This is a genomic window from Sphingomonas sp. Leaf9 (assembly GCF_001421355.1).
Classification (GTDB): Bacteria; Pseudomonadota; Alphaproteobacteria; order Sphingomonadales; family Sphingomonadaceae; genus Sphingomonas.
The window spans coordinates 464,006-483,717 of sequence record NZ_LMKC01000004.1; the positions used below are offsets into that span (position 1 = coordinate 464,006).

Here is a 19,712-nt window from a genome sequence, read left to right on the forward strand (position 1 = left end):
CATACTTATGTCGAGGTCAGCGCCTAGTCGTGATTCGGCCCCAGCGACGGGTCGAGGTCGCGCGGCCGTACGAAGCTGGTCAGATGCCCGCAGCCATCGCAGGCGTCGGTCCAGCTGTCGGAAAGCTCCAGCACCGCGACGCTGGCGGTCGGAAACTTCTCCTCGACCGCGCCGCGCAGCGGATTGCTCTCGGCCGACAGCAGCAGGACCAGATCCTCCAGCCCCGGATTATGCCCGACCAGCAGCGCGCGATCCGCATCGGCGGGCAGCGCGCGGATGATGTCGAGCATGGTGCCGGCGGAGGCGAGGTACAGCGTGCGGTCGTGCCGCGCATCGGGCAGGGCGCCGTAGCCGCGGCGGAAATGCTCCAGCGTCTCGACCACGCGCTTGGCCGAACTGGCGACGACGGTATCGAACGTCAGCCCCGCCTGTCGCACATGCGCGCCCATCGCGGTGGCGGCGCGGGCACCCTTGGCGTTCAGGGGGCGATCGTAATCGCTGAGTGCCGGATCATCCCAGCCCGACTTGGCATGGCGCAGCAGCGTCAGCGTCTTCATCGCAATGGCTCCATCGGCAGGGCCTGCGCCCCATGCCCGACTTCGGACCCTAAGGAAAGGGCGCGCACCACCGCTTCGTCCAGCGTGCAGCGGACGATCGGCGTGCCTTCGGGAAACGCGCCCAGCAACCGCGACGGCATGGCGGCGGACAGCAGCACGAACAGCCCGCGATCGTCGGCACGCCGGATCAGCCGCCCGAACGCCTGCGCCAGCCGGGCGCGCACCATCCGGTCGTCATAGGCGCTGCCCCCGCCGGCCAGCCGCCGCGCGGCATGGAGCACGCCGGGCTTTACCCACGGCACCCCCTCCATCACCACCATGCGCAGCGAATGGCCGGGCACGTCCACCCCGTCGCGCAGCGCATCGGTCCCGATCAGCGAGGCGCGGGGATCGTCGCGGAAGATGTCGACCAGCGTGCCGGTATCGATCGGGTCGACATGCTGGGCATAGAGCGGCAATCCGTCGCGCGCCAACCGGTCGGCGATCCGCGCATGGACCCCGCGCAACCGCCGGATCGCGGTGAACAGCCCGAGCGTGCCGCCGCCCGCCGCGACGATCAGCCGGCCATAGGCATTGGCGAGCGCGGGCAGATCGCCCTTCTTCACATCGGTGACGATCAGCACCTCGGCCTGCTGCGCATAGGCAAACGGGCTGACCGCCTCGAAATGGGTCGGCTGGCGCAGCAGATGCGGCGCACCGACCCGCGCGTCGGCTTGCGTCCAGTCGCCGCCAGCGCGGAGAGTAGCGGAGGTGACCAGCACGCCATGCGCGGGCTTCAGCACGGTTTCGGCAAAGGGGCGGCTGGGGTCGAGCCAGTGGCGGTGCAGCCCCATGTCGTACTCGCGCCCCTCGACCCGGTCGACTGTCATCCAGTCGACGAAATCGGGATCGACCGGGCCGCCGATCCGCGCGAGCAGCCGGCCCCATGCCGCGACCGTCTCCGCGCGCCAGCCGAGCGAGGCGATCGCGCCCTCGATCCGCGCGCGCGCCGGGCCGTCCATCCAGTCCGGCCCCTCGGTCAGCACCGCCTCCAGCCGTTTGCCCAGCGCAATCAGTGGGCGGAGCAGCGCGTCCAGCGCCTGCGCGGCAGGCCCGGCGGCATCGACCAGTTCGGGCGGCGGTTCGCTAAGCTCGGTCTCCAGCCCATATCCGGCCTCGCCGTCCTTCGCGCGCGCGAACACCGCGCCGCGCACGCAGGCCAGCAGTTCCTCGACCGGGCCAAAGGCATTGCCCTCCTGAATCCGGGCCAGCCACCCCTCTGCCGGCAGCAGCCGCGCGGCATCGACCGCCGCCGCCACTGCCTCACCGCCTGCCGCGTCATAGCTCGCCACATCGGACAATCGCGCCGCCAGCCCGCGCCGCCGCCCGCGCCCGCCGCCCTCCGGGCCCAACACCCAGCGGCGAATCTCGATCGCCTCGGCACCGGTCAGCGCGGCGGAGAACATCGCGTCGGCGGCCTCGAACAGGTGATGCCCTTCGTCGAAGACATAGCGCGTCGGGCGGGTGCCGGTTTCGCGCCCGCGAGCGGCGTTGACCATCACCAGCGCATGGTTGGCGATGACGATATCGGCCTGTGCCGATGCCCGTGCCGCACGTTCGATGAAGCATTTCCGGTAATGCGGGCAGCCGGCATAGATGCATTCGCCGCGCCGGTCGGTCAGCGCGGTCGACCCGTTGCGGCGGAACAGTGTCGGCAGCCAGCCGGGCAGGTCGCCGCCCACCATGTCGCCATCGGCGCTATACGCCGCCCAGCGCGCGACCAGCTGCGCCAGCACCGCCGCCCGCCCCTGAAATCCGCCCTGCAACGCGTCTTCCAGGTTCAGCAGGCACAGGTAATTCTCGCGCCCCTTGCGCGTCACGACCTTGGCCCGGCGTTCTGACGGATCGGGATAGACGCGGGTACTTTCCTGCGCGAGCTGGCGTTGCAGCGCCTTCGTAAAGGTCGACACCCACACCGCGCCATCGGCGGCCTGCGCCCAGAGCGAGGTCGGCGCGAGATAGCCCAGCGTCTTGCCGATGCCGGTCCCGGCCTCCGCCAGCACCAGGTTCGGCGTATCGCGCGCGACGCGCGGGGCGAACGCATCGGCGGCAGCGGCGGCAAAGGCGCGCTGGCCCGGCCGGGCCTCCGCGCTGCTCCCGGTCAATGTCGCCAGCCGCTCGGCCACCGCATCGGGGGCGAGCGTCACCGTGCGCGGGTTGGTGCGCGGCGGCACCTCCTCCCATTCGGGCAGCTTGCTGAACACCCAGCGTTCGGCGGTGTCGGGTTTCGGCAGCACCTGTCCCAATGCCGGCGCCCATGGCCAGCGCAGCCGGAACAGCGACTGCGCGGCGGTCCACGCCCCCTCCTGTTCGCTCCACGGCGCGGAAGCGGTCGCGATCAACGCCGCCGACGCCGCGCGCAACAGGTCGGCGATGCCGGCTTCGTCGGTCGGCAAAGGCAGATCAAGCGCCTGCGCGATCCCCTTGGGCGTCGGCACCGCAAAGCGCGCGGGATGGACGAAGGCGAACAGCTCGAGCAGGTCCAGCCCTGACAGCTCGGCATAGCCCAGGCGCTGCCCGATCAGCGGCGCGTTGAGGACGATTGTCGGCGTATCGGCGACCAGCGCGATCGCCTCCCCCCGACTGACCTCGCGTGTGCCATCGGCCGTCGCGATCCAGACGCCCGAATGGCTGGCGTGCAGGGCAGGGTAGGGGAGCATGGCACCGCCTTAGCGTCTCGGCGTCAGGAACGGAAGTGGAACGGCCGCAGATCCTCCCCGGCACGAGGAGGGGGGCCAGCGCAGCTAGTGGAGGGGGCGGTCCACGCTACGATCTGGTTGCGTTGCGCGGCGATCCCCCTCCACCATCCTCCGGATGGTCCCCCTCCCCGCAGGCGGGGAGGATTTTAGCTGTCGAGCTTTTCGTGCTGCCGCTCGGCCCAGTCGCGCCCCTCGTCGCCACCCCAAAGCAGCCACGCGATATAGCCGGCCGACGGATCGTTATCGTCGCCCCAGCTATGCGCCTTCGTATCCTTGTCGACCTTATGCCGCGCGAAATAGCTGTGCATCGATTTGACGTCGTCGTCGGACATCGGCCCGCCCTCGACGATTTGTTTCGCGCGCTTCACGCCGACCTCGGTCCCGCCGCGGTCGAATTCTTCGCGCAGTTTCAGACCCTTTTCGGCGTTCGCCGCCATCTTCTTGGTCGGTTTGTGTTCGTCGGCCATCGGTCACCTCTCGACAGCCAATCGTTTCAGCCGACGCGACGTTCCATCACCACAGCACGCCCTTGACCGGGGTCAGCGGCTCGGGGGCAGGATCACCGATCGCCTGCAACAGGTCGATCTCGATCGTCCGGCACATGCCGGTCAGCGGCAGGTCGTGAACGGTGTTGGCAAAGGGGTCGGCCAGATCCTCGCCGATCTGCAACACTGCAAGGAACATCAGCCCCGCCAAGCCCGATCCGAGCGGAGTCGCGATGCCCAGCGTCTCGACCAGCCCGATCGGCAGGACGACGCAGAACAGGCGGGTGAACAGCGACGGCAGGAAGCGATATTGCACCGGCAGCGGCGTGTTTTTGATCCGCTCCATGCCGCCCTGCGCGTTGGCGATGTCGATCAGCACGCTTTCGAGGCTGGTCTGCTGGATGCTGTCGATCCAGCCCTGCCGCCGCGCCTGGGCAATGCGCGAGCCGGTCCCGTCGAGCAGACCGTTGGCGACGTTGGTCCGGCCGAGCGGTTCGCCCGCCTCGTCGCGCGACAGGAAGCGATGCACCTCGTCCTTCGAATCGAGCCGGCGCAACTGGCAGCGCAGCGCATTCACATAAGCGATATGGCGCAGCACGATCGACCGCTTCAGATCGCGCTTCTGCCCCTCATCCTCCGGCCCGATGAAGGAGATCGACGCACGCGCCAGGTTGCGCGAGGCGTTGATCATCAGCCCCCACAGCGAGCGCGCTTCCCACCACCGGGCATAGGCCGAATTGACGCGGAAGCCGAGGAACAGCGCCAGCGCCGACCCGAACAGCGTCAGCGGCAGCGACGGCGCCTTGAACGGCAGGACGAAGTACACGATCGTCACGATCACGTCCCAGACGAACAGCGCGAGCGCCGGTTTCCAGACTTCGGCGACGATACGGGGCAGGCGGGGTGCGTCGGATACGATCATCGCAACACGCTACGTCCAGCCATGCGAATGGTTGCATCGCAACCGGTGGAAATATCGCGGCCAACCGCGTATCTGATGGCGATGACCGACCCCACACTTCGCGATGCAGCATTGGTTTCAAAGGCTTGGCCGTATGAGGAGGCGCGCAAGCTGTTGAAACGCTATCCCGACGGCAAGCCCGGCGGTGTGCCGATCCTGTTCGAAACCGGCTATGGCCCGTCGGGCCTGCCGCATATCGGCACGTTCAACGAAGTGCTGCGCACGACGATGGTGCGCAAGGCGTTCATGGAATTGTCCGACCAGCCGACGCGGCTGATCGCGTTTTCGGACGATATGGACGGCCTGCGCAAGGTGCCGGACAATGTGCCGAACGGCGACATGCTGCGCGAACATCTGGGCAAGCCGCTGAGTGAGATCCCCGATCCGTTCGGCACGCATGCCAGCTTCGCCGCGCACAACAACGCCCGGCTGCGCGCATTCCTCGACCAGTACGGCTTCGACTATGAGTTCGCGTCGTCGACCGATTATTATCGCGGGGGCCGGTTCGACGACGCGCTGAAGGGTGTGCTGCGCAACATGCAGGCGATCCTCGACATCATGTTGCCGACGCTGGGTGCCGAACGCCGCGCGACCTATTCGCCGGTGCTGCCGATCTCGCCGACCAGCGGCATCGTGCTGCAGGTCCCGGTCGAGGTGCTGGACGCGGACACCGGCATGGTCGCGTTCATGGACGGCGATACTCGTGTCGAACAATCGGTCCTGTCGGGCGGTGCCAAGCTGCAGTGGAAGGTCGACTGGGCGATGCGCTGGGCAGCGCTCGGCGTCGATTACGAGATGGCAGGCAAGGACCTGATCGATTCGGTCACCCAATCGTCGAAGATCGCCCGTGTGCTGGGCGCTCGCCCGCCCGAGGGCTTCAACTACGAGATGTTCCTCGACGAACATGGCCAAAAGATTTCGAAGTCGAAGGGCAACGGCCTCAGCCTCGAACAATGGCTGACCTATGGCCCGCCCGAAAGCGTCGCCTTCTACGCCTATCGCGAACCGAAAAAGGCCAAGCAGCTGCATCTGGGCGTGATCCCGCGCGCGATCGACGAATATTGGCAGTTCCGCGGCAATTATGCCGGTCAGCCGATCGAACAGCAGCTGGGCAACCCGGTCCACCACATCCATGGCGGCCCGCCGCCGGCCGAGACGCTACCGGTGACGTTCGGGCTGTTGCTCAACTTAGTCGGCGTGATGGGCGAGGCGACCAAGCCGCAGGTCTGGGGCTATCTGGCGAACTATGTCGAGGATGCCTCGGCCGAGCGGTATCCGGCGCTCGACGCGCTGATCGACCATGCGCTGGCCTATGTCCGCGACGTGGCCGACAAGCCCGAACGCCGCGCCCCGACCGAGATGGAGCGCGCCGCGCTCGAACGGCTCGATGCCGATCTGGCGGCGATGCCGGCGGATGCGAGTGCCGAGGATATCCAGAACGCGGTGTACGAGATCGGCAAGACCGCCGGGTTCGAAAGCTTACGCGACTGGTTCAAGGCTTGCTACGAAACGCTGCTCGGCACCGCGCAAGGCCCGCGCATGGGCAGCTTCATTGCGCTCTACGGCATCGACAACACGCGCAAGCTGATCGCCGAGGCGCTGGCGCGCTGACGCCCGCAAATGCGACGTCACCCCGGGCTCGACCCGGGGTCCCGCTTCTTCTTCGGCGGCAAATAGAAAGCGGGACCCCGGATCAAGTCCGGGGTGACGGAGTGGTTGGGGTCAGGTCGGTACCGCCCCAAGCATCACCGCAGCGAAGGCCGGGGTGACGTTCGTGGCGAAGATAACGGGCAGCGTCGCGCCCTACTTCCGATCCTCGTAGAACTTCTTCACCACGTTCCACCCTTCCTCCGCCGTTTCGACGAAGGTGATGAGGTCGAGGTCGCGTTCCGAAATCACGCCTTCTTCGACCAGCGCGTCCCAGTTGACGACCCGGTCCCAGAATTCGCGGCCGTAGAACAGCACCGGGATCGGCTCGATCTTGCCGGTCTGGATCAGCGTCAGCAGCTCGAAGCTCTCGTCGAACGTGCCGAAGCCGCCGGGGAACACCGCCACTGCGCGGGCGCGCAGCAGGAAGTGCATCTTGCGCAGCGCGAAATAGTGGAACTGCATCGACAGCGCCGGGGTGACGTACGGATTGGGCGCCTGTTCGTGCGGCAGGACGATGTTCAGGCCGATCGATTCGGCGCCGGCTTCATTGGCGCCGCGATTGGCGGCTTCCATGATCGACGGGCCGCCGCCCGAACACACGACGAAGTGGCGCTTTCCGTTGACGTCATCAGGGAACTGGCTGGCATGGAACGCGAGTTCGCGCGCCACGTCGTAATAATGCGACTTGGCGACGATGCGTTCGGCGATGGCGCGGGCTTTGTCGTCCTGCGCCAGCTCCAGCAGCATCTCGGCCTTTTCCGGTTCCGGAATCCGCGCCGAGCCGTAGATGACGAAGGTCGAGGCGATGTTCGCCTCGTCGAGCAGCAGCGAAGGCTTGAGCAGTTCGAGCTGGAACCGCACCGGGCGCAAATCCTCGCGCAGCAGGAATTCCATGTCCTGGAATGCCAGCCGATAGGCGGGGTGTTCGGTCTGGGGGGTCGACAGCTGCGCGCGGGCCGCTTCGGCTTCCTGCTTGGCCCCGCGGAACACGCGGGACGGTACTTTTGTATCGGTCATAGGTGACAGGGTTGTAGGGTGCAGGCCCCTAAACGGCAATGGCCGTGATCGCCGTGGGAAGGCCGCTGGCAAGGAGCGTAGCGCAGACGCGTGGCGGCGCCACGCGCAAGCAAGCGACGCGGCTAGCGGTCTTCCCACGGCGACCGCGAAGCGGCGGGCCGAAGCTGATGCACGGCGGTGTCGGGGCACCCCGCAAAGTAGTACTTTGCGGGGACCCCGTCGCGCGGCGGTCACGATGCTGGTGCATCGCTCCCTCCTTGCTCCTATCCGTGCATCAGCTTCGGCTCCGTCCCGGCCGTTGCCATTTAGGGGCCTGCACCCTCAGCACGGCTTTTGGACGCGGCAAGCGGGATGCGTCAGCGGCAGAGCGGTCGTCCGCCCATGTCGAAATGAAAGTGGTTGCGGTGCGCGGCGTTATAATCGGGGCCGAGCGTGGTGACGAAGCGCTTGCAGGCCGAACGGTGGACGATGCGCAGGAACTCACGGATCTGCGGGTCCTCGCTGTTCCAGTCGCGCTCCAGCACGATCCGCCGCCCGTCGGCGAGGGTGAAGCCACCGATATCGACGGCGTTGGCAAGGCCATGTTCGGACACCCGCCCGGCGGATCGCGGGCCGCCGCCGATGATGCCGCGACAGGCATAGGTGCCATAGCTGTCGATCTTCACCACCTCGCTGCCCAATATCTGCCGCGCGGCGGGCCGCACGCCGTAGCGGACCCAGCCGACCAGCGCGCGCGCGGCGGGACAGCGGATCGCCTTCAGCCCGGCGACGGGCACGCCGATGTCGAGCAGCTGCACCGCGCCCAGCACGACGCAGCCCGACCCGTAATCGCGATCGGGCAACGGGCTGAAGCGGACCTCCGCCTTCGACAGATCGGCGAAGCATTGCTGGGTGTCGCGCGGCGTCTGGCCCGGCAGCGTCACCGGGCCGGAAGGGCGCTGTGCGACGGGGCGGGGCGGCGGCGGCGCATCATCGCGGCGCTCGCCCCCGACACAGGCCGACAACAACAGCAACGACATCAGGATCGACCGGCGGAACGCAACCATCGACCGCGATCGTTCCACGCCGTTTCGCCGGCGACAACCCGCCCTGCGCCCAGCCGTGCAATCGTTACGAACACTCCCTTTGGGGTAACCGCTGTCACGGGGGGATTGCTTGCACTAGTATATTTTGAATATGTACTACTTTCGGATGACCCGGTGACGGGCGACCTCTCCCCCGTGATCCGGTAACGGACCGCTTCGCAAAGGAATGCAGCGTGACCATCGTCGTTCGAACCCTGTCGGATCGCGTGTTCGAAATCGTCCGCGAACGGATCGTCAGCGGCGCGCTCCCCGAAACCGTGCCGATCCGGCAGGACGCATTGGCCAGCGAACTGGGCGTCAGCAAGATTCCGCTGCGCGAGGCGCTGGCCCGGCTGGAACAGGAAGGGCTGGTCGCCGGACAGGCCAATCGCGGCTATACCGTCCGCCCGATGTCGGCGTCGCAGGCCGAGGAAATCTACGAACTGCGCATCGCCGTCGAACCGAGTGCCGCCGCCTATGCCGCACGCCATGCCGACGACCGTTATCGTACGGCGGCGATCGATTCGTTCGACCGGCTGCTGGACGGGCCCGAACACGACCTGCTGGACGCGGCGGCGCGCAATCGCGCCTTCCACGCTGCGTTGGTCGCGGCGGCCGGGCGCGACCTGACCATCGACCTGGTGCAGCGTCTGTCGGTGCTGGCCGAACGCTATGTCGTCGCGCATCTGCGCCCCGCCGGTCGCGGCAGCCGCGCGCAGGACGAACATCGCGCGTTGCTGGAGGCGTGGCTGGCGCGCGATGCCGATGCGGTGCAGACCATGCTGACCAGCCACCTGACCGCGACAATCGAGGATTTGCGCGGCGAATTCGCTGCCGCCGCCGCTGCCGCGGCCTGACGCCGGGGTGGGCGGCTTCGCGGCGATCCGGTATGGTGCCGCCATGGTCCGCTTTCTCTCCGGCATCGCTGCCGTCCTGCTCGTCGCGGCGCCCGCCGCCGCGCGCGATATCCTGTTCATCGGCAACAGCTTCACCTTCGGCGCGGGATCGCCGGTCCAGCAGTATCGCCCCGACAGCGTTACCGACCTGAACCGCGAAGGCATTGGCGGCGTGCCGGCGCTGTTCCGCAGCTTTGCCGAACAGGCGGGGCTGGACTGGACCGTCTCGCTCGAGACGTCGCCGGGCAAGGACCTGGCGTTCCATTATGCGAACAAGCGCGCGGCGATCGACCGGCGCTGGGACGTGGTGATCCTGCAGGGCTATTCGACGCTCGATGCCGATAATCCGGGCGACCCGACGCGCCACGGCATCGCCGCCGGGCAACTGGCCGCGCTGGTCCATGCGCGCAACCGGCAGGCGCAGGTCGAGCTGGTCGAAACCTGGTCGCGCGCCGACCTGACCTATCGCCCCGGCAGCCGCTGGTCGGGCAAGCCGATCGCGGCGATGGCCAATGACCTGGCCGCCGCGAACCGCCGGGTGGCGCGGACTACGCGCGGCATATCGGGCACCATCCCGGTCGGGTCGGCATGGAACCGGGCGATCGCGACCGGGATCGCCGATGCCAATCCCTATGACGGGATCGATCCGGGCAAGCTGGGGCTGTGGGCCGACGATCATTATCATGGCAGCGCGGCGGGCTATTATCTGGAGGCGCTGACCATCTTCGGCCGGGTAACCCGGTACGACGTCCGCCGGCTGGGTGCGGGCGAGCGGTCGGCCGCCGATCTCGGGCTGACGGGGCAGCAGGCCGCCGCGTTGCAGCGGATCGCGTGGGAAACGCTGCGTCGTCGGAACCGCTGATGCGGGTCGTGCTGACGGGCCTGTGCCTGTTTCTTGCCGGCTGTGGCGGCGGGGATGCCGACCGGGCCGATCGCCTGCGCCGCGCCGGGGCGAACCCCGACCTGACGGCCCTGCTGCGGGTCGCCGATGTCGATGCGGGGCGCCGCGCCTTTGGCCAGTGCGCCGCGTGCCACACGATCGGCGCGGGCGGGCAGTCGCTGGCCGGACCCAACCTCCACGGCATCCTGGGCCGCGCGGTCGCGAGCAACCCGCGTTTCGGCTATACCCAGGCGCTGATCGACCATGGCGGGCGCTGGGACGCGGCGCGGATGGATGCGTGGCTGGCCGCGCCGATGCAGGTGGTGCCGGGCACACGCATGGCGTTTGCCGGGGTGCGCGATCCGATGGAGCGGGCTGACCTGATCGCCTATTTGCAATCGGCGGCGCGGTAGCCCGACCCTATAGCTGGTGCCCGGTACGGTCGCGCTTGGTTGCGAGATAGCGTTCGTTATGCGGGTTGGCTGGCAGCTGGTGCGCGACACGTTCGATCACGGTGATGCCGGTCGCTTCCAGCCCGGCGACCTTGGCCGGGTTGTTGGTCAGCAGGCGCACCTGCCGCTGCCCCAGCAGCGACAACATTCGCCCGGCCACGCCGAAATCGCGCGCGTCGATCGCAAAGCCCAGCCGGGTATTGGCATCGACCGTATCGAACCCCTGGTCCTGCAACGCATAGGCGCGCAGCTTGTTGACGAGGCCAATCCCGCGCCCCTCTTGCCGCAGGTACAGCAGGATGCCCCAGTTGGCGTCGGCAATCGCATGGATCGCCGCGTGCAGCTGCGGCCCGCAATCGCATTTCAGGCTGCCGAGCACGTCGCCGGTCAGGCATTCGCTGTGCAGCCGGACCAGTGGTGGCCGGCCATCGGGCTGGCCGATGACCAGCGCGACCTGCTCGCCCGCCGCATCGGGGGTGCGGAAGGCGACGATTTCGCTGTGTTCGGCACCCGCCACCGGCAGCTTTGCGCGTGCGACGATCGTCAGCCGGTTCGCATCCTCATGCGCGTCGATCGCTGCCGGGGTGATCGTGACCTCGGCTCCCACACCGCCCGCGAAAAAGGCCGGTAGCAGCCCGGCGATCCGGGCGAGCCGCAGCGCGGCGGCGGCGGCGATGGGCGCAGGCGATTCTATCCCACGAAACGGCCCCTTCATCGGTGTCGCCAGATCGAGCTGCGGATCGGCCAGTGCGGTCGCGGCGGCGAAGTCGGTCCACGCCTCGCGCCGGATCGACACCGGCTGGTCGGGCTCGGCGGCGGCGCGCTGGTTGACGATGCGCAGCGTCTCCGCCCGCCCGAACGACAGCAGGATATGCGCCGCGCCCGCCGGGTCGAACCCCTTCAGCCGTTCGGCATCGGCCGTCTCGATCGGCAGCAGCGTCAGCGACGGCTCGCCGGGTGCGGCAATCGCGATCGCCCAGCCGCGCCGCAGCGCGTCGATCGCGCGGGCAACGTCGCGGGTCTCGCTCAAAATGCGAACTCGGTCACGATCGGGATATGGTCGCTGGGCTTCAGCCAGCTGCGGGCATCCTCATACACCCGGTGCGCGGTCGCCTTGGCCGCCACGTCGCGGCTGGCCCACATATGGTCGAGTCGCCGGCCGCGGTCGGACGCCGCCCAGTCCTTGGCGCGGTAGCTCCACCAGGTGAACAGCCGCGCCGGCGCCGGCACGAACTGCCGCCCGAGATCGACCCAGTCGTTCGCTGCCTGCAACCGGGCCAGCGCCGCGACCTCGACCGGCGTATGGCTGACGACGTCGAGCAGCTGCTTGTGGCTCCACACGTCGCTTTCGAGCGGCGCGATGTTGAAATCGCCGACCAGCAGCGTCGGGATGCCCGACAGCCCCGCCGACCACGTCGTCATGCGTTCGATGAAATCCAGCTTCTGGCCGAATTTCGGATTCACCTCGCGGTCGGGTACATCGCCGCCCGCCGGGATATAGACGTTTTCGATCCGCAGCCCGTTCGCCAGCCGCACGCCGATATGCCGGGCCTCGCCATTGGCCTGCCAGTCGAGCCGGTCATCCTCGGCCAGCGGCACCTTCGACACGACCGCGACGCCGTGGTGCATCCGCTGCCCGTTGATCGCGATATGGGTATAGCCCAGCCGCCGCAGCGGATCGTGCGGGAAATCCTGGTTCACGACCTTCGTTTCCTGCAGGCACAGCACGTCAGGCTGCGCCTCGCGCAGGAATTTCTCTACGATATCCATGCGGAAGCGGACGGAATTGATGTTCCACGAAGCGACCGAAAGCGTGTCCATGGCCAACGCCTGTATCGTCGCAAACGCGGCGACGCCAGATAGCGCGCGATGCCGATTCGGGCCCATAAACGGAAAGGCCCCCGCTCCGGGGGCATGGAGCGAGGGCCGACCTAGCGTTGGTCACGCAGGCGGGCGTTGGAGACCCGGGCAACAGGGGGGAAAATCCCGGACGCGCTCCAACACCGCGAGATCAGCAATAGGATCGCGAACCTGTCGCCAGGATGAACGTCACCCGTATTTTTGGAATCAGCCACTCGGTTCGTCGCGTCACCGCCGGGCGCGACGCGGTTCGTTGAAGCGGAAGGCATTGTCGGCGACGGGCACGTTGAACTGCTGGTTGGTCAGGCGCACCGTCGTCCGGTTCGCCTGCGCATCGAGCGCGACCCAGCCCTGCAGCATCAATCCGGCAGGCGCGGAGGCCTGTCGTGCGAAGATCATCGTGATCCGGCCATATTCGGGGCGCTTGGGGTCATAGGCCTCGACGCTGACGATACGCGGATCGTTCGACGGCACCACGCGCGCGAACTTCGACGCATCGCGTTCGGGGTTCAGCAGGATGCCGAGCGGCGAATTGCCGATCGGCCAGCGCTGCTTCTGCCCGACCTGATAATCTAGGAAATAGAGCGACTTGCCATCCGATACGAGCAGGATCGGCACGCCCTTTTCATACTGGAACCGGATCTTGCCCGGCTTCTTCAGCGTCAACTGACCGGTCAGCACCCGCCCGTTGCGATCGGTCTGCGAGAAATTCGCGGTCATCGTCTGCGTCGCCGCCAGATGCCGCTGGACCGACGCCAGGTCGTTCTGCGGCGCCTGTGCATGCAGGGCGACGGGGGCGGCAACAGCCAGCACGGGACCAAGGGCGAGCGCGAACGGGCGCATGAAACTTCTCCGTAAGGTTGGGGCATGGGGGTAGGATCGGCGCATTGAACGCGGCGTGAACCCCTGCGGTTGCGCCATCCGGTCGTGCGGACGCGCGTACCCCCGCGCAGGCGGGGGTCCAGAGCCAACAACGCGGTGTTGCGCATGGCACCCTGGACCCCTGCCTGCGCGGGGGTACGGTATCAGCGCATCGCGCAGTTACAGCCGATGCTCGCCCTTCACCCAGCGCACCGTGCCCGAGCTGGCGCGCATCACGACGCTTTCGGTGGTCATCTTGCCGGGCATCCGCTTAACGCCTGCCAGCAGCGACCCGTCGGTCACGCCGGTCGCGGCAAAGATGCAGTCGCCGCGCGCCAGTTCGGTCAGGTCATACTGCTTGTCGAGGTCGGTGACGCCCCACTTGGCCGCCCGCGCGCGTTCGTCGTCGTTGCGGAATACCAGCCGCCCCTTGAACTGCCCGCCGGTGCAGCGCAGCGCGGCGGCGGCCAGCACGCCCTCCGGTGCGCCGCCCTGGCCCATATACAGGTCGATGGTGGTGTCGGGATCGCTGGTCGCGATTACGCCGGCCACGTCGCCGTCGCCGATCAGCATCACGCCGCACCCGACCGCGCGCAGCTCGGCGATCATCGCCTCGTGGCGCGGACGGTTGAGGACGCAGACGATGATGTCATGCGGATCGACGCCCTTGGCCGCCGCCACCGCCTTCACGTTCTCGGTCGGCGACTTGTCGAGGTCGATGGTGCCGGCGGGATAGCCCGGCCCGCACGCGATCTTGTCCATATAGACGTCGGGCGCGTTCAGCAGGCCGCCCTTTTCGGCGATGGCGAGCACCGCAAGGCTGTTCGGACCGGCGGTGGCGCAGATCGTGGTGCCCTCCAGCGGGTCGAGCGCGATGTCGATCTCGGGACCTTTGCCCAGACCGACCTTCTCGCCGATGAACAGCATCGGCGCCTCGTCGCGCTCGCCCTCGCCGATGACGACGGTGCCGTCCATGTAGAGTTCGTTCAGCGCGGCGCGCATTGCTTCGACGGCGGCGGCGTCGGCGGCCTTTTCGTCGCCCCGTCCGACCAGCGTCGACGCGGCGATCGCCGCCGCTTCGGTGACCCGCACCATTTCGAGGACGAGGACGCGATCGAGGGTGTTGCTGACAGGCTGCATTGGACGAAGCTCCGGCCGTTAAACGTATTAAACACGGCGATAGGCGACCTGCCCTTGTCGGGCAAGCCATGTTGTGGATAACCCGGTATAACGGTCGCGAAAGGCACGGGCATGACGGCGTGGATGTTGTTGGCGGCGATGGCGCAGGACGGCGGCGCGGCATCGGCGATGATCGCCCGCGCCCGGTCGCTGACGCAAATCGTCCAGCCGTGCCGCACCGATGCCGAGGCGGACGAGATCGTGGTGTGCGCCGCGCGCACCGCCGACCGGTTCCGCGTCCCGCTGGCCACGCCGCCGGCGGAGGGCGATCCGAAGGCGGTCGATGCGCTGGGTGAGCGCGAACGGCTGCTGGCGGTGCCGCAACCGGCGTGCGGGACGTCGGCGTTTCTGCAAGGCTGCGGCTTTGCCGGGGTGACCGCATCGACCCGCAAGGGCGGCAGCATCGGTCGGGCGCGGCCATTGGCGAAGTAGCAACCAAAGGCGGGGCAAGACGTTCGGAACGAACGATCTTTCAGGGGGAATGCGCCGATGTCGATACTATTGCTGCTGGTCATGGCACAGGCGGCGCCGGCGTCGGCCAAGCTCGGCATCACCGATCCGGTCAATTGCGTCGTCACCCCGCGCGCGCTGGGGTGCCCCGAACGCAAGAACGACCGCTATCGACTCGATGACGACACCCCCGTCTTCGATCGCAAGGCGGATGGATTGCGGCAGGGCACGCCCCGTTGCGGGCTGATGGGCATGCCCGTCTGTCCCAGCAACGGGCGACCGATCCTGACCAGTCGCCCGCAATAAGGGCGGGTCGGCAACCCCGCCCCGCACCTGCCTCAGACGTCGGCCAGCTCGGCCTGTGCGTTGACCTTGTGCTCGGCCATCGCCGTCAGTTTTTCGTCGGTGGCGCGCTCCTCGGCCAGCGTTTCGGCGAGCAATGCCGCGATATCCTCGCGGCCCAGCTGCCGTGCCCAGGCGATCAGCGTGCCGTAGCGGGTGATCTCGTAATGCTCGACCGCCTGGGCGGAGGCGATCAGCGCGGCGTCGAGCACCTTCTTGTCGGCGATCTCGCCCGCGACCTCGTTCGCTTCCTTGATGATGCCGTCGATCGCGGGGCAGGTTACCGCCTTCTTGGCCGCGCCATGGAGCTGGAACACCTGTTCCAGCCGGCGGATCTGCCCTTCGGTCTCACCCAGATGCCGTTCGAACCCGGCCTTCAGTTCGGGATCGGTCGCCTTCGCCACCATCTTCGGCAGCGCCTTCAGAATCTGGTTCTCGGCGTAGTAGATATCCTGCAGTTGGTGGACGAACAGGTCGTCCAGCGTCGCAATATCCTTTGAAAACAATCCCATGTCATATTCCTTCGCTCACCGGGTCGCGCATCCTCAACGATGCGCGCCCGGCCCGGTTGCGAAGAAAATCGGTCAGTGGCCGCGACAGGCGAGCAGGTCGACGACATCTTCCAGCCGCGCGGCATCGCCCAGCGCAATGACCTCGCCGATGCTGCCGGCATGAAGCGGATCGCCCGACCAGTCGCTCATCGTGCCGCCCGCGCCCTCGACGACGGGCACCAGCGCGGCGAAATCGTGCAGCTTCAACCCCGCCTCGACCACCAGGTCGATGTGGCCCGACGCCAGCGTGCCATAGGAATAGCAGTCGCCGCCCAGCACCGTCGACCGCACCTTCGCCTCGACATGTTCGAACCCGTGGAGCTGCCCGTCGTCGAACAGCGCCGGGCTGGTCGTCGCCAGCAGTGCATCGGCAAGGGTGCGGCAACGGCGGGTCTGCGCCGGTTGCCCGTTGAAGGTGGTGCCGCGCCCGACCGCGCCGATCCAGCGTTCGCCGATGATCGGCTGGTCGATGATGCCCAGCACCGGCCAGCCATCCTCGACCAGCGCGATCAGCGTGCCAAAGATCGGCCGCCCGGCAATGAACGAGCGGGTGCCGTCGATCGGGTCGAGCACCCACACGCGCCCGCTGCTCCCCTCCGCCACGCCATATTCCTCGCCCTCAATCCCGTCGGACGGGCGTTCGCGCTCGATGATCGCACGCATCGCCGCCTCCGCCTCGCGATCGGCCAGGGTGACGGGGGAGGCGTCGTCCTTGATCTCCAGCCCGTAATTGCTGCGAAAGCGCGGGCGGATCGCGGCGCCGGCGGCATCGGCCAGCTGGGCGGCGAGGGTCAGGTCGGCGGCGGTGACGGGCATGGGGAGCCTTTATATTGCGAACCGCCAGATAGGCGGGGGAGCCCCCAAAGCGCAAACGATGCTCGCGGTTGTCGCAAATGCCTGTCACATCAGGCGCATGATCGTTCTCGCCCTGCTCGCCGCCGCCGCCCAACCGCAACTGCGCATCGTCGCCGAACCGCCCGCCTCGGTCGCGGCGGCGGAAGGGGGCGTGACCGTCTTCGCGCTGAACGAGGGGGCGAACGAGGCGGAGGCGGTGCCGGCGGCGATGGACATCGTCACCGCCGATCAGGTGCCGCTCAGGATCGTGCCGGTCGATCCGGCACCGCTGCGAATCGCGCCGGGCGGTTTCCGCGCGCTTCGCTACCGCATCGCGCCGGTGCGGGTCGCCGCGCCGGCGCCGGCGGCGCCGGTCATGGCGTCGGGCGAAACCGTGGTGCCGACCGGACAGGGGCAGGCATCGGGCCTGCTCGCCCGGTTCGAACCACATGCGCCGGTCTATGGCGCGTTCGGGTTGGGGTCGGACGGGGCGAAGCTGCAGGTCAGCCTCGCCTTTCGCCCGTTCGACGGGGCCGGCGCGCTGGACGGGGTGCGGCTCGCCTGGACGCAGACCATGTTCTGGGCGATCGACCGTCCCTCCGGGCCGTTCCGTTCCACGAACTACAGCCCCGAAGTCTATTATCAGCGGCAGGTCGACGACCGGATCGTCGCGGCGGCGGGCTATGCCCATGACTCGAACGGGCGCGATGCCGGGTCGATCGACGTGAACCGCGTCTTTGCGTCGGCCAGCTATGTCGTGCCGATCGGCGGCGACTGGCGGGTCGAGGCGACGCCGAAGCTGTGGACCTATGTCGGCACCGGCTATCGCGATCTCGACCGCTATTGGGGCAATATGTCGCTGGGCGGCGCGATCGGGCAGGTCGATGGGCTGCGCATTGCGGCGTCGCTGCGCAATCCGCTGGGCAGCCACCGGGCGGGCGAGCTGTATGTGTCCTACCCGCTGGCGCGCACCGGCATCTACCTCTTCGGGCAGGCCTTTACCGGCTATGGCGAGGCGATCGACGATTATGCACTGCGCAGTTCCAGCGCACGACTGGGCGTGTCGTTCACCCGGTGACGCGGGACCGCTGGCGCGGCGCGCGCAAGCTGTTAGGGTACGGTAACTTCGCGCAAGGAAACCACTCGATGCGTCTCGCCCTTCTCGCCGCTGCCCTGACCCTGCCGTTCGCCGCACCGCTGTCCGCCGCGCTGGCGCCGGGCGCGCGGGCACCCGACTTCACCACCCAGGCAGCGATCGCGGGGAAGGCGTTTACCCTCAACCTGCGCTCACAACTCCGCAAAGGCCCGGTCGTCCTGTATTTCTTCCCGGCGGCATTTACCGGCGGCTGCAATGCGGAGGCCAAGGCGTTTGCCGACGCGGTGGACGATTTCAAGGCGGCCGGCGCGACCGTGATTGGCATGTCGGCCGACGATATCGGGAAATTGCAGGAATTTTCGAAGGCGCATTGCGCCGGCCGTTTCGCGGTGGCGAGCGCGGGGCCGCGCGTGATCCAGGGATTCGACGTGGCGCTCAACCGCCCGGCCGGTGCCGATGGCAAGGCGCGCGCCATGACCACCCGCACGAGCTATGTCATTGGCCGCGACGGAAAGATCGTATTCGTCCATTCCGACATGAACCCGGCCGACCATGTCCGCACCACGCTGGAGGCGGTACGGGGGCTGGCGAAGCGCGGCTGAGCGCGCCGGCATCGGCCGCATGCAATCGTGCATGTACGGTAAATTTCCGGGAAACCCGATCTTAGCAAAGCCGCTCTAGGGTCCGTTCCGAACTTTCCTGCACGATGGGTGCAGGGCACGGACGAAGGGCTCCTGCGTGTATCTGGAAAAAATCGATGGCGGCGGGGAATCGACCGGTCACGGGCTGATCCACGCCGTCCTCGCCTTTCTGGAAGACCAGCGGCTCGACCCGACGCCGCTCAACTACGGCTTTGCCTATCGCATCGTCAGCGAACCGGCCGGTGCGCTGGCGGTCGAGGTGGCGCGGCGCACCGATGGCGGTATCCGCCTGACCGGGCCCGAGGTCGAGCAGCTGGGCAACATGATCGATGCGCTGGCGGCAACGGTCGCGGTGACGCCGGCCGTCGAACAGGCCCCGGTTCCGCCAGGACCCGTCGCCGTGGCGGCTGCCGAGGCCGCCGCCACCGATGCCCTGGTGACCGAAACACTGCGCCAGGTCGCCGGGTTTGCGACGATGGTGTCGGAAATGCGCACCGAAACCCGCGATTTCGGCCGCGACCTGGCCGAGCGTGCCGATGCGCTGGAACGTGCCACGCCGGTCGCGAGCGCCGGCACCGCGATCGCCGAGCTGGCGCGGATCACCGCCACGATGCGCGCACGGGTCGAGATCGCCGAGGCGCGGCTGGAACAGGCGACGCGCGAGGCAAGCGAGCTGCGCGAACAGCTGGCCGCCGCGCATGACGACGCCCGCCGCGACCCGTTGACCGAACTGCCCAATCGCCGTGCGTTCGAAGAGGCGGTTGAAGCGATCGCGCAGGGGCCGGTCCATATCGCGATGTGCGACGTCGACCATTTCAAGGCGATCAACGACCTGCACGGCCATCCGGTCGGCGACCGGGTGCTGCGGGCGATCGGGTCGACGCTGGTCCGCGAATGTCCCGGCCATCTGGTTGCGCGCTATGGCGGTGAGGAATTCGCCGTGCTGATCGCCGGGATCGATGTCGTCGAGGCGGAAGTGCTGCTGCAACGCGCGCGGATCGCCGTCGGCGAACGCCGCTATCGCCTGCGCGAAAGCGACACGCTCATCCACGGCATCACCCTGTCGGCGGGGATGGTCACCATCGCGCCGGGCGAAACGCTGTTGTCCGCGATCGAGCGGGTCGACGCGCTGCTGTACGATGCGAAGCGACAGGGGCGCGACCGGTTCGTCCGTCAGGGCGACCGATAGCGGCGGCCC

At 68.0% G+C, this 19,712-nt stretch carries 21 protein-coding genes; 9 read left to right on the forward strand and 12 right to left on the reverse strand.

Annotated elements, in window-relative coordinates; translation table 11 throughout:
* Positions 1-23: 23 nt before the first annotated feature.
* The 4 genes from ASE58_RS13195 to ASE58_RS13210 form a co-directional block, all read right to left on the reverse strand.
* Positions 24-557: a SixA phosphatase family protein gene (locus tag ASE58_RS13195; RefSeq protein ID WP_055822061.1), complete on the reverse strand. Its 534-nt coding sequence runs from the start codon at positions 555-557 to the stop codon at positions 24-26.
* Positions 554-3,256 (reverse strand): ATP-dependent DNA helicase, encoded by a 2,703-nt coding sequence (locus ASE58_RS13200; protein ID WP_055822064.1) that lies wholly within the window; start codon positions 3,254-3,256, stop codon positions 554-556. The genes ASE58_RS13195 and ASE58_RS13200 overlap by 4 nt, the downstream gene beginning before the upstream one ends.
* A 185-nt stretch (positions 3,257-3,441) precedes the next feature.
* Entirely contained in the window at positions 3,442-3,762 is a 321-nt protein-coding gene (locus ASE58_RS13205) for a hypothetical protein (RefSeq protein ID WP_055822067.1), read from the reverse strand.
* 46 nt (positions 3,763-3,808) lie between these two features.
* A complete protein-coding gene (locus ASE58_RS13210) occupies positions 3,809-4,702 on the reverse strand; it encodes a bestrophin family protein (RefSeq protein ID WP_055822070.1) in 894 nt (297 codons plus the stop codon).
* Between the two features lie 75 nt (positions 4,703-4,777).
* Here ASE58_RS13210 and ASE58_RS13215 point away from each other — a divergent pair, with 75 nt between their 5' ends.
* Positions 4,778-6,352, forward strand: coding sequence for a lysine--tRNA ligase (locus tag ASE58_RS13215; RefSeq protein WP_055822440.1), 1,575 nt, complete (start codon positions 4,778-4,780; stop codon positions 6,350-6,352).
* A 192-nt stretch (positions 6,353-6,544) separates the two neighbouring features.
* On the opposite strand, the gene ASE58_RS13220 is transcribed toward ASE58_RS13215, so the two are convergent.
* Both ASE58_RS13220 and ASE58_RS13225 read right to left on the reverse strand, forming a co-directional pair.
* Entirely contained in the window at positions 6,545-7,408 is an 864-nt protein-coding gene (locus ASE58_RS13220) for a TIGR00730 family Rossman fold protein (protein ID WP_055757171.1), read from the reverse strand.
* Between the two features lie 356 nt (positions 7,409-7,764).
* Complete coding sequence (locus tag ASE58_RS13225) at positions 7,765-8,454, reverse strand: extensin family protein (protein WP_055822443.1); 690 nt, start codon at positions 8,452-8,454, stop codon at positions 7,765-7,767.
* Positions 8,455-8,666: 212 nt separating this feature from the next.
* Here ASE58_RS13225 and ASE58_RS13230 point away from each other — a divergent pair, with 212 nt between their 5' ends.
* The 3 genes from ASE58_RS13230 to ASE58_RS13240 are packed head-to-tail and all read left to right on the forward strand — an operon-like array spanning position 8,667 to position 10,661.
* The gene (locus ASE58_RS13230) at positions 8,667-9,329 is read left to right on the forward strand and encodes a GntR family transcriptional regulator (RefSeq protein WP_055822074.1); all 663 of its coding nucleotides are present in this window, start codon (positions 8,667-8,669) and stop codon (positions 9,327-9,329) included.
* Between the two features lie 43 nt (positions 9,330-9,372).
* On the forward strand, positions 9,373-10,230 hold the full coding sequence (locus ASE58_RS13235) for a glycosyl transferase family 1 (RefSeq protein ID WP_055822077.1): 858 nt from the start codon (positions 9,373-9,375) through the stop codon (positions 10,228-10,230).
* Positions 10,230-10,661: a c-type cytochrome gene (locus ASE58_RS13240; RefSeq protein WP_055822080.1), complete on the forward strand. Its 432-nt coding sequence runs from the start codon at positions 10,230-10,232 to the stop codon at positions 10,659-10,661. Before ASE58_RS13235 ends, ASE58_RS13240 begins: the two co-directional genes overlap by 1 nt.
* A gap of 7 nt (positions 10,662-10,668) precedes the next feature.
* Here ASE58_RS13240 and ribA read toward each other — a convergent pair whose 3' ends face one another.
* The 4 genes from ribA to glpX form a co-directional block, all read right to left on the reverse strand.
* Positions 10,669-11,730 carry a GTP cyclohydrolase II gene (ribA, locus tag ASE58_RS13245; RefSeq protein WP_443024665.1) on the reverse strand — a complete coding sequence of 354 codons (1,062 nt, stop codon included), beginning with the start codon at positions 11,728-11,730 and terminating at the stop codon, positions 10,669-10,671.
* Positions 11,727-12,521, reverse strand: a complete 795-nt coding sequence (locus ASE58_RS13250; RefSeq protein ID WP_055822086.1) for an exodeoxyribonuclease III — start codon at positions 12,519-12,521, stop codon at positions 11,727-11,729. The genes ribA and ASE58_RS13250 overlap by 4 nt, the downstream gene beginning before the upstream one ends.
* Positions 12,522-12,788: 267 nt before the next feature.
* Complete coding sequence (locus tag ASE58_RS13255; protein WP_055757165.1) at positions 12,789-13,403, reverse strand: LolA family protein; 615 nt, start codon at positions 13,401-13,403, stop codon at positions 12,789-12,791.
* 198 nt (positions 13,404-13,601) lie between these two features.
* A complete protein-coding gene (gene glpX / locus ASE58_RS13260) occupies positions 13,602-14,561 on the reverse strand; it encodes a class II fructose-bisphosphatase (RefSeq protein WP_055757163.1) in 960 nt (319 codons plus the stop codon).
* Positions 14,562-14,672: 111 nt separating this feature from the next.
* Here glpX and ASE58_RS13265 point away from each other — a divergent pair, with 111 nt between their 5' ends.
* Both ASE58_RS13265 and ASE58_RS13270 read left to right on the forward strand, forming a co-directional pair.
* The gene (locus ASE58_RS13265) at positions 14,673-15,032 is read left to right on the forward strand and encodes a hypothetical protein (protein WP_055822087.1); all 360 of its coding nucleotides are present in this window, start codon (positions 14,673-14,675) and stop codon (positions 15,030-15,032) included.
* Positions 15,033-15,089: 57 nt separating this feature from the next.
* Entirely contained in the window at positions 15,090-15,356 is a 267-nt protein-coding gene (locus ASE58_RS13270) for a hypothetical protein (protein WP_055757159.1), read from the forward strand.
* Between the two features lie 32 nt (positions 15,357-15,388).
* Here the strand turns inward: ASE58_RS13270 and ASE58_RS13275 are convergent, their stop codons facing one another.
* On the reverse strand, positions 15,389-15,904 hold the full coding sequence (locus tag ASE58_RS13275; RefSeq protein WP_055822093.1) for a YciE/YciF ferroxidase family protein: 516 nt from the start codon (positions 15,902-15,904) through the stop codon (positions 15,389-15,391).
* Between the two features lie 72 nt (positions 15,905-15,976).
* Positions 15,977-16,759 (reverse strand): histidinol-phosphatase, encoded by a 783-nt coding sequence (hisN, locus tag ASE58_RS13280; RefSeq protein ID WP_055822095.1) that lies wholly within the window; start codon positions 16,757-16,759, stop codon positions 15,977-15,979.
* 97 nt (positions 16,760-16,856) lie between these two features.
* On the opposite strand from hisN, the gene ASE58_RS13285 reads away from it, so the two are divergent.
* The 3 genes from ASE58_RS13285 to ASE58_RS13295 all read left to right on the forward strand — a co-directional run bounded on the left by ASE58_RS13285 (position 16,857) and on the right by ASE58_RS13295 (position 19,703).
* A complete protein-coding gene (locus ASE58_RS13285) occupies positions 16,857-17,855 on the forward strand; it encodes a phospholipase A (RefSeq protein WP_055822098.1) in 999 nt (332 codons plus the stop codon).
* 68 nt (positions 17,856-17,923) lie between these two features.
* Entirely contained in the window at positions 17,924-18,475 is a 552-nt protein-coding gene (locus tag ASE58_RS13290) for a peroxiredoxin (protein WP_055822101.1), read from the forward strand.
* 136 nt (positions 18,476-18,611) lie between these two features.
* Positions 18,612-19,703, forward strand: coding sequence for a GGDEF domain-containing protein (locus ASE58_RS13295; RefSeq protein WP_235513618.1), 1,092 nt, complete (start codon positions 18,612-18,614; stop codon positions 19,701-19,703).
* The last annotated feature ends 9 nt before the right edge of the window (positions 19,704-19,712 follow it).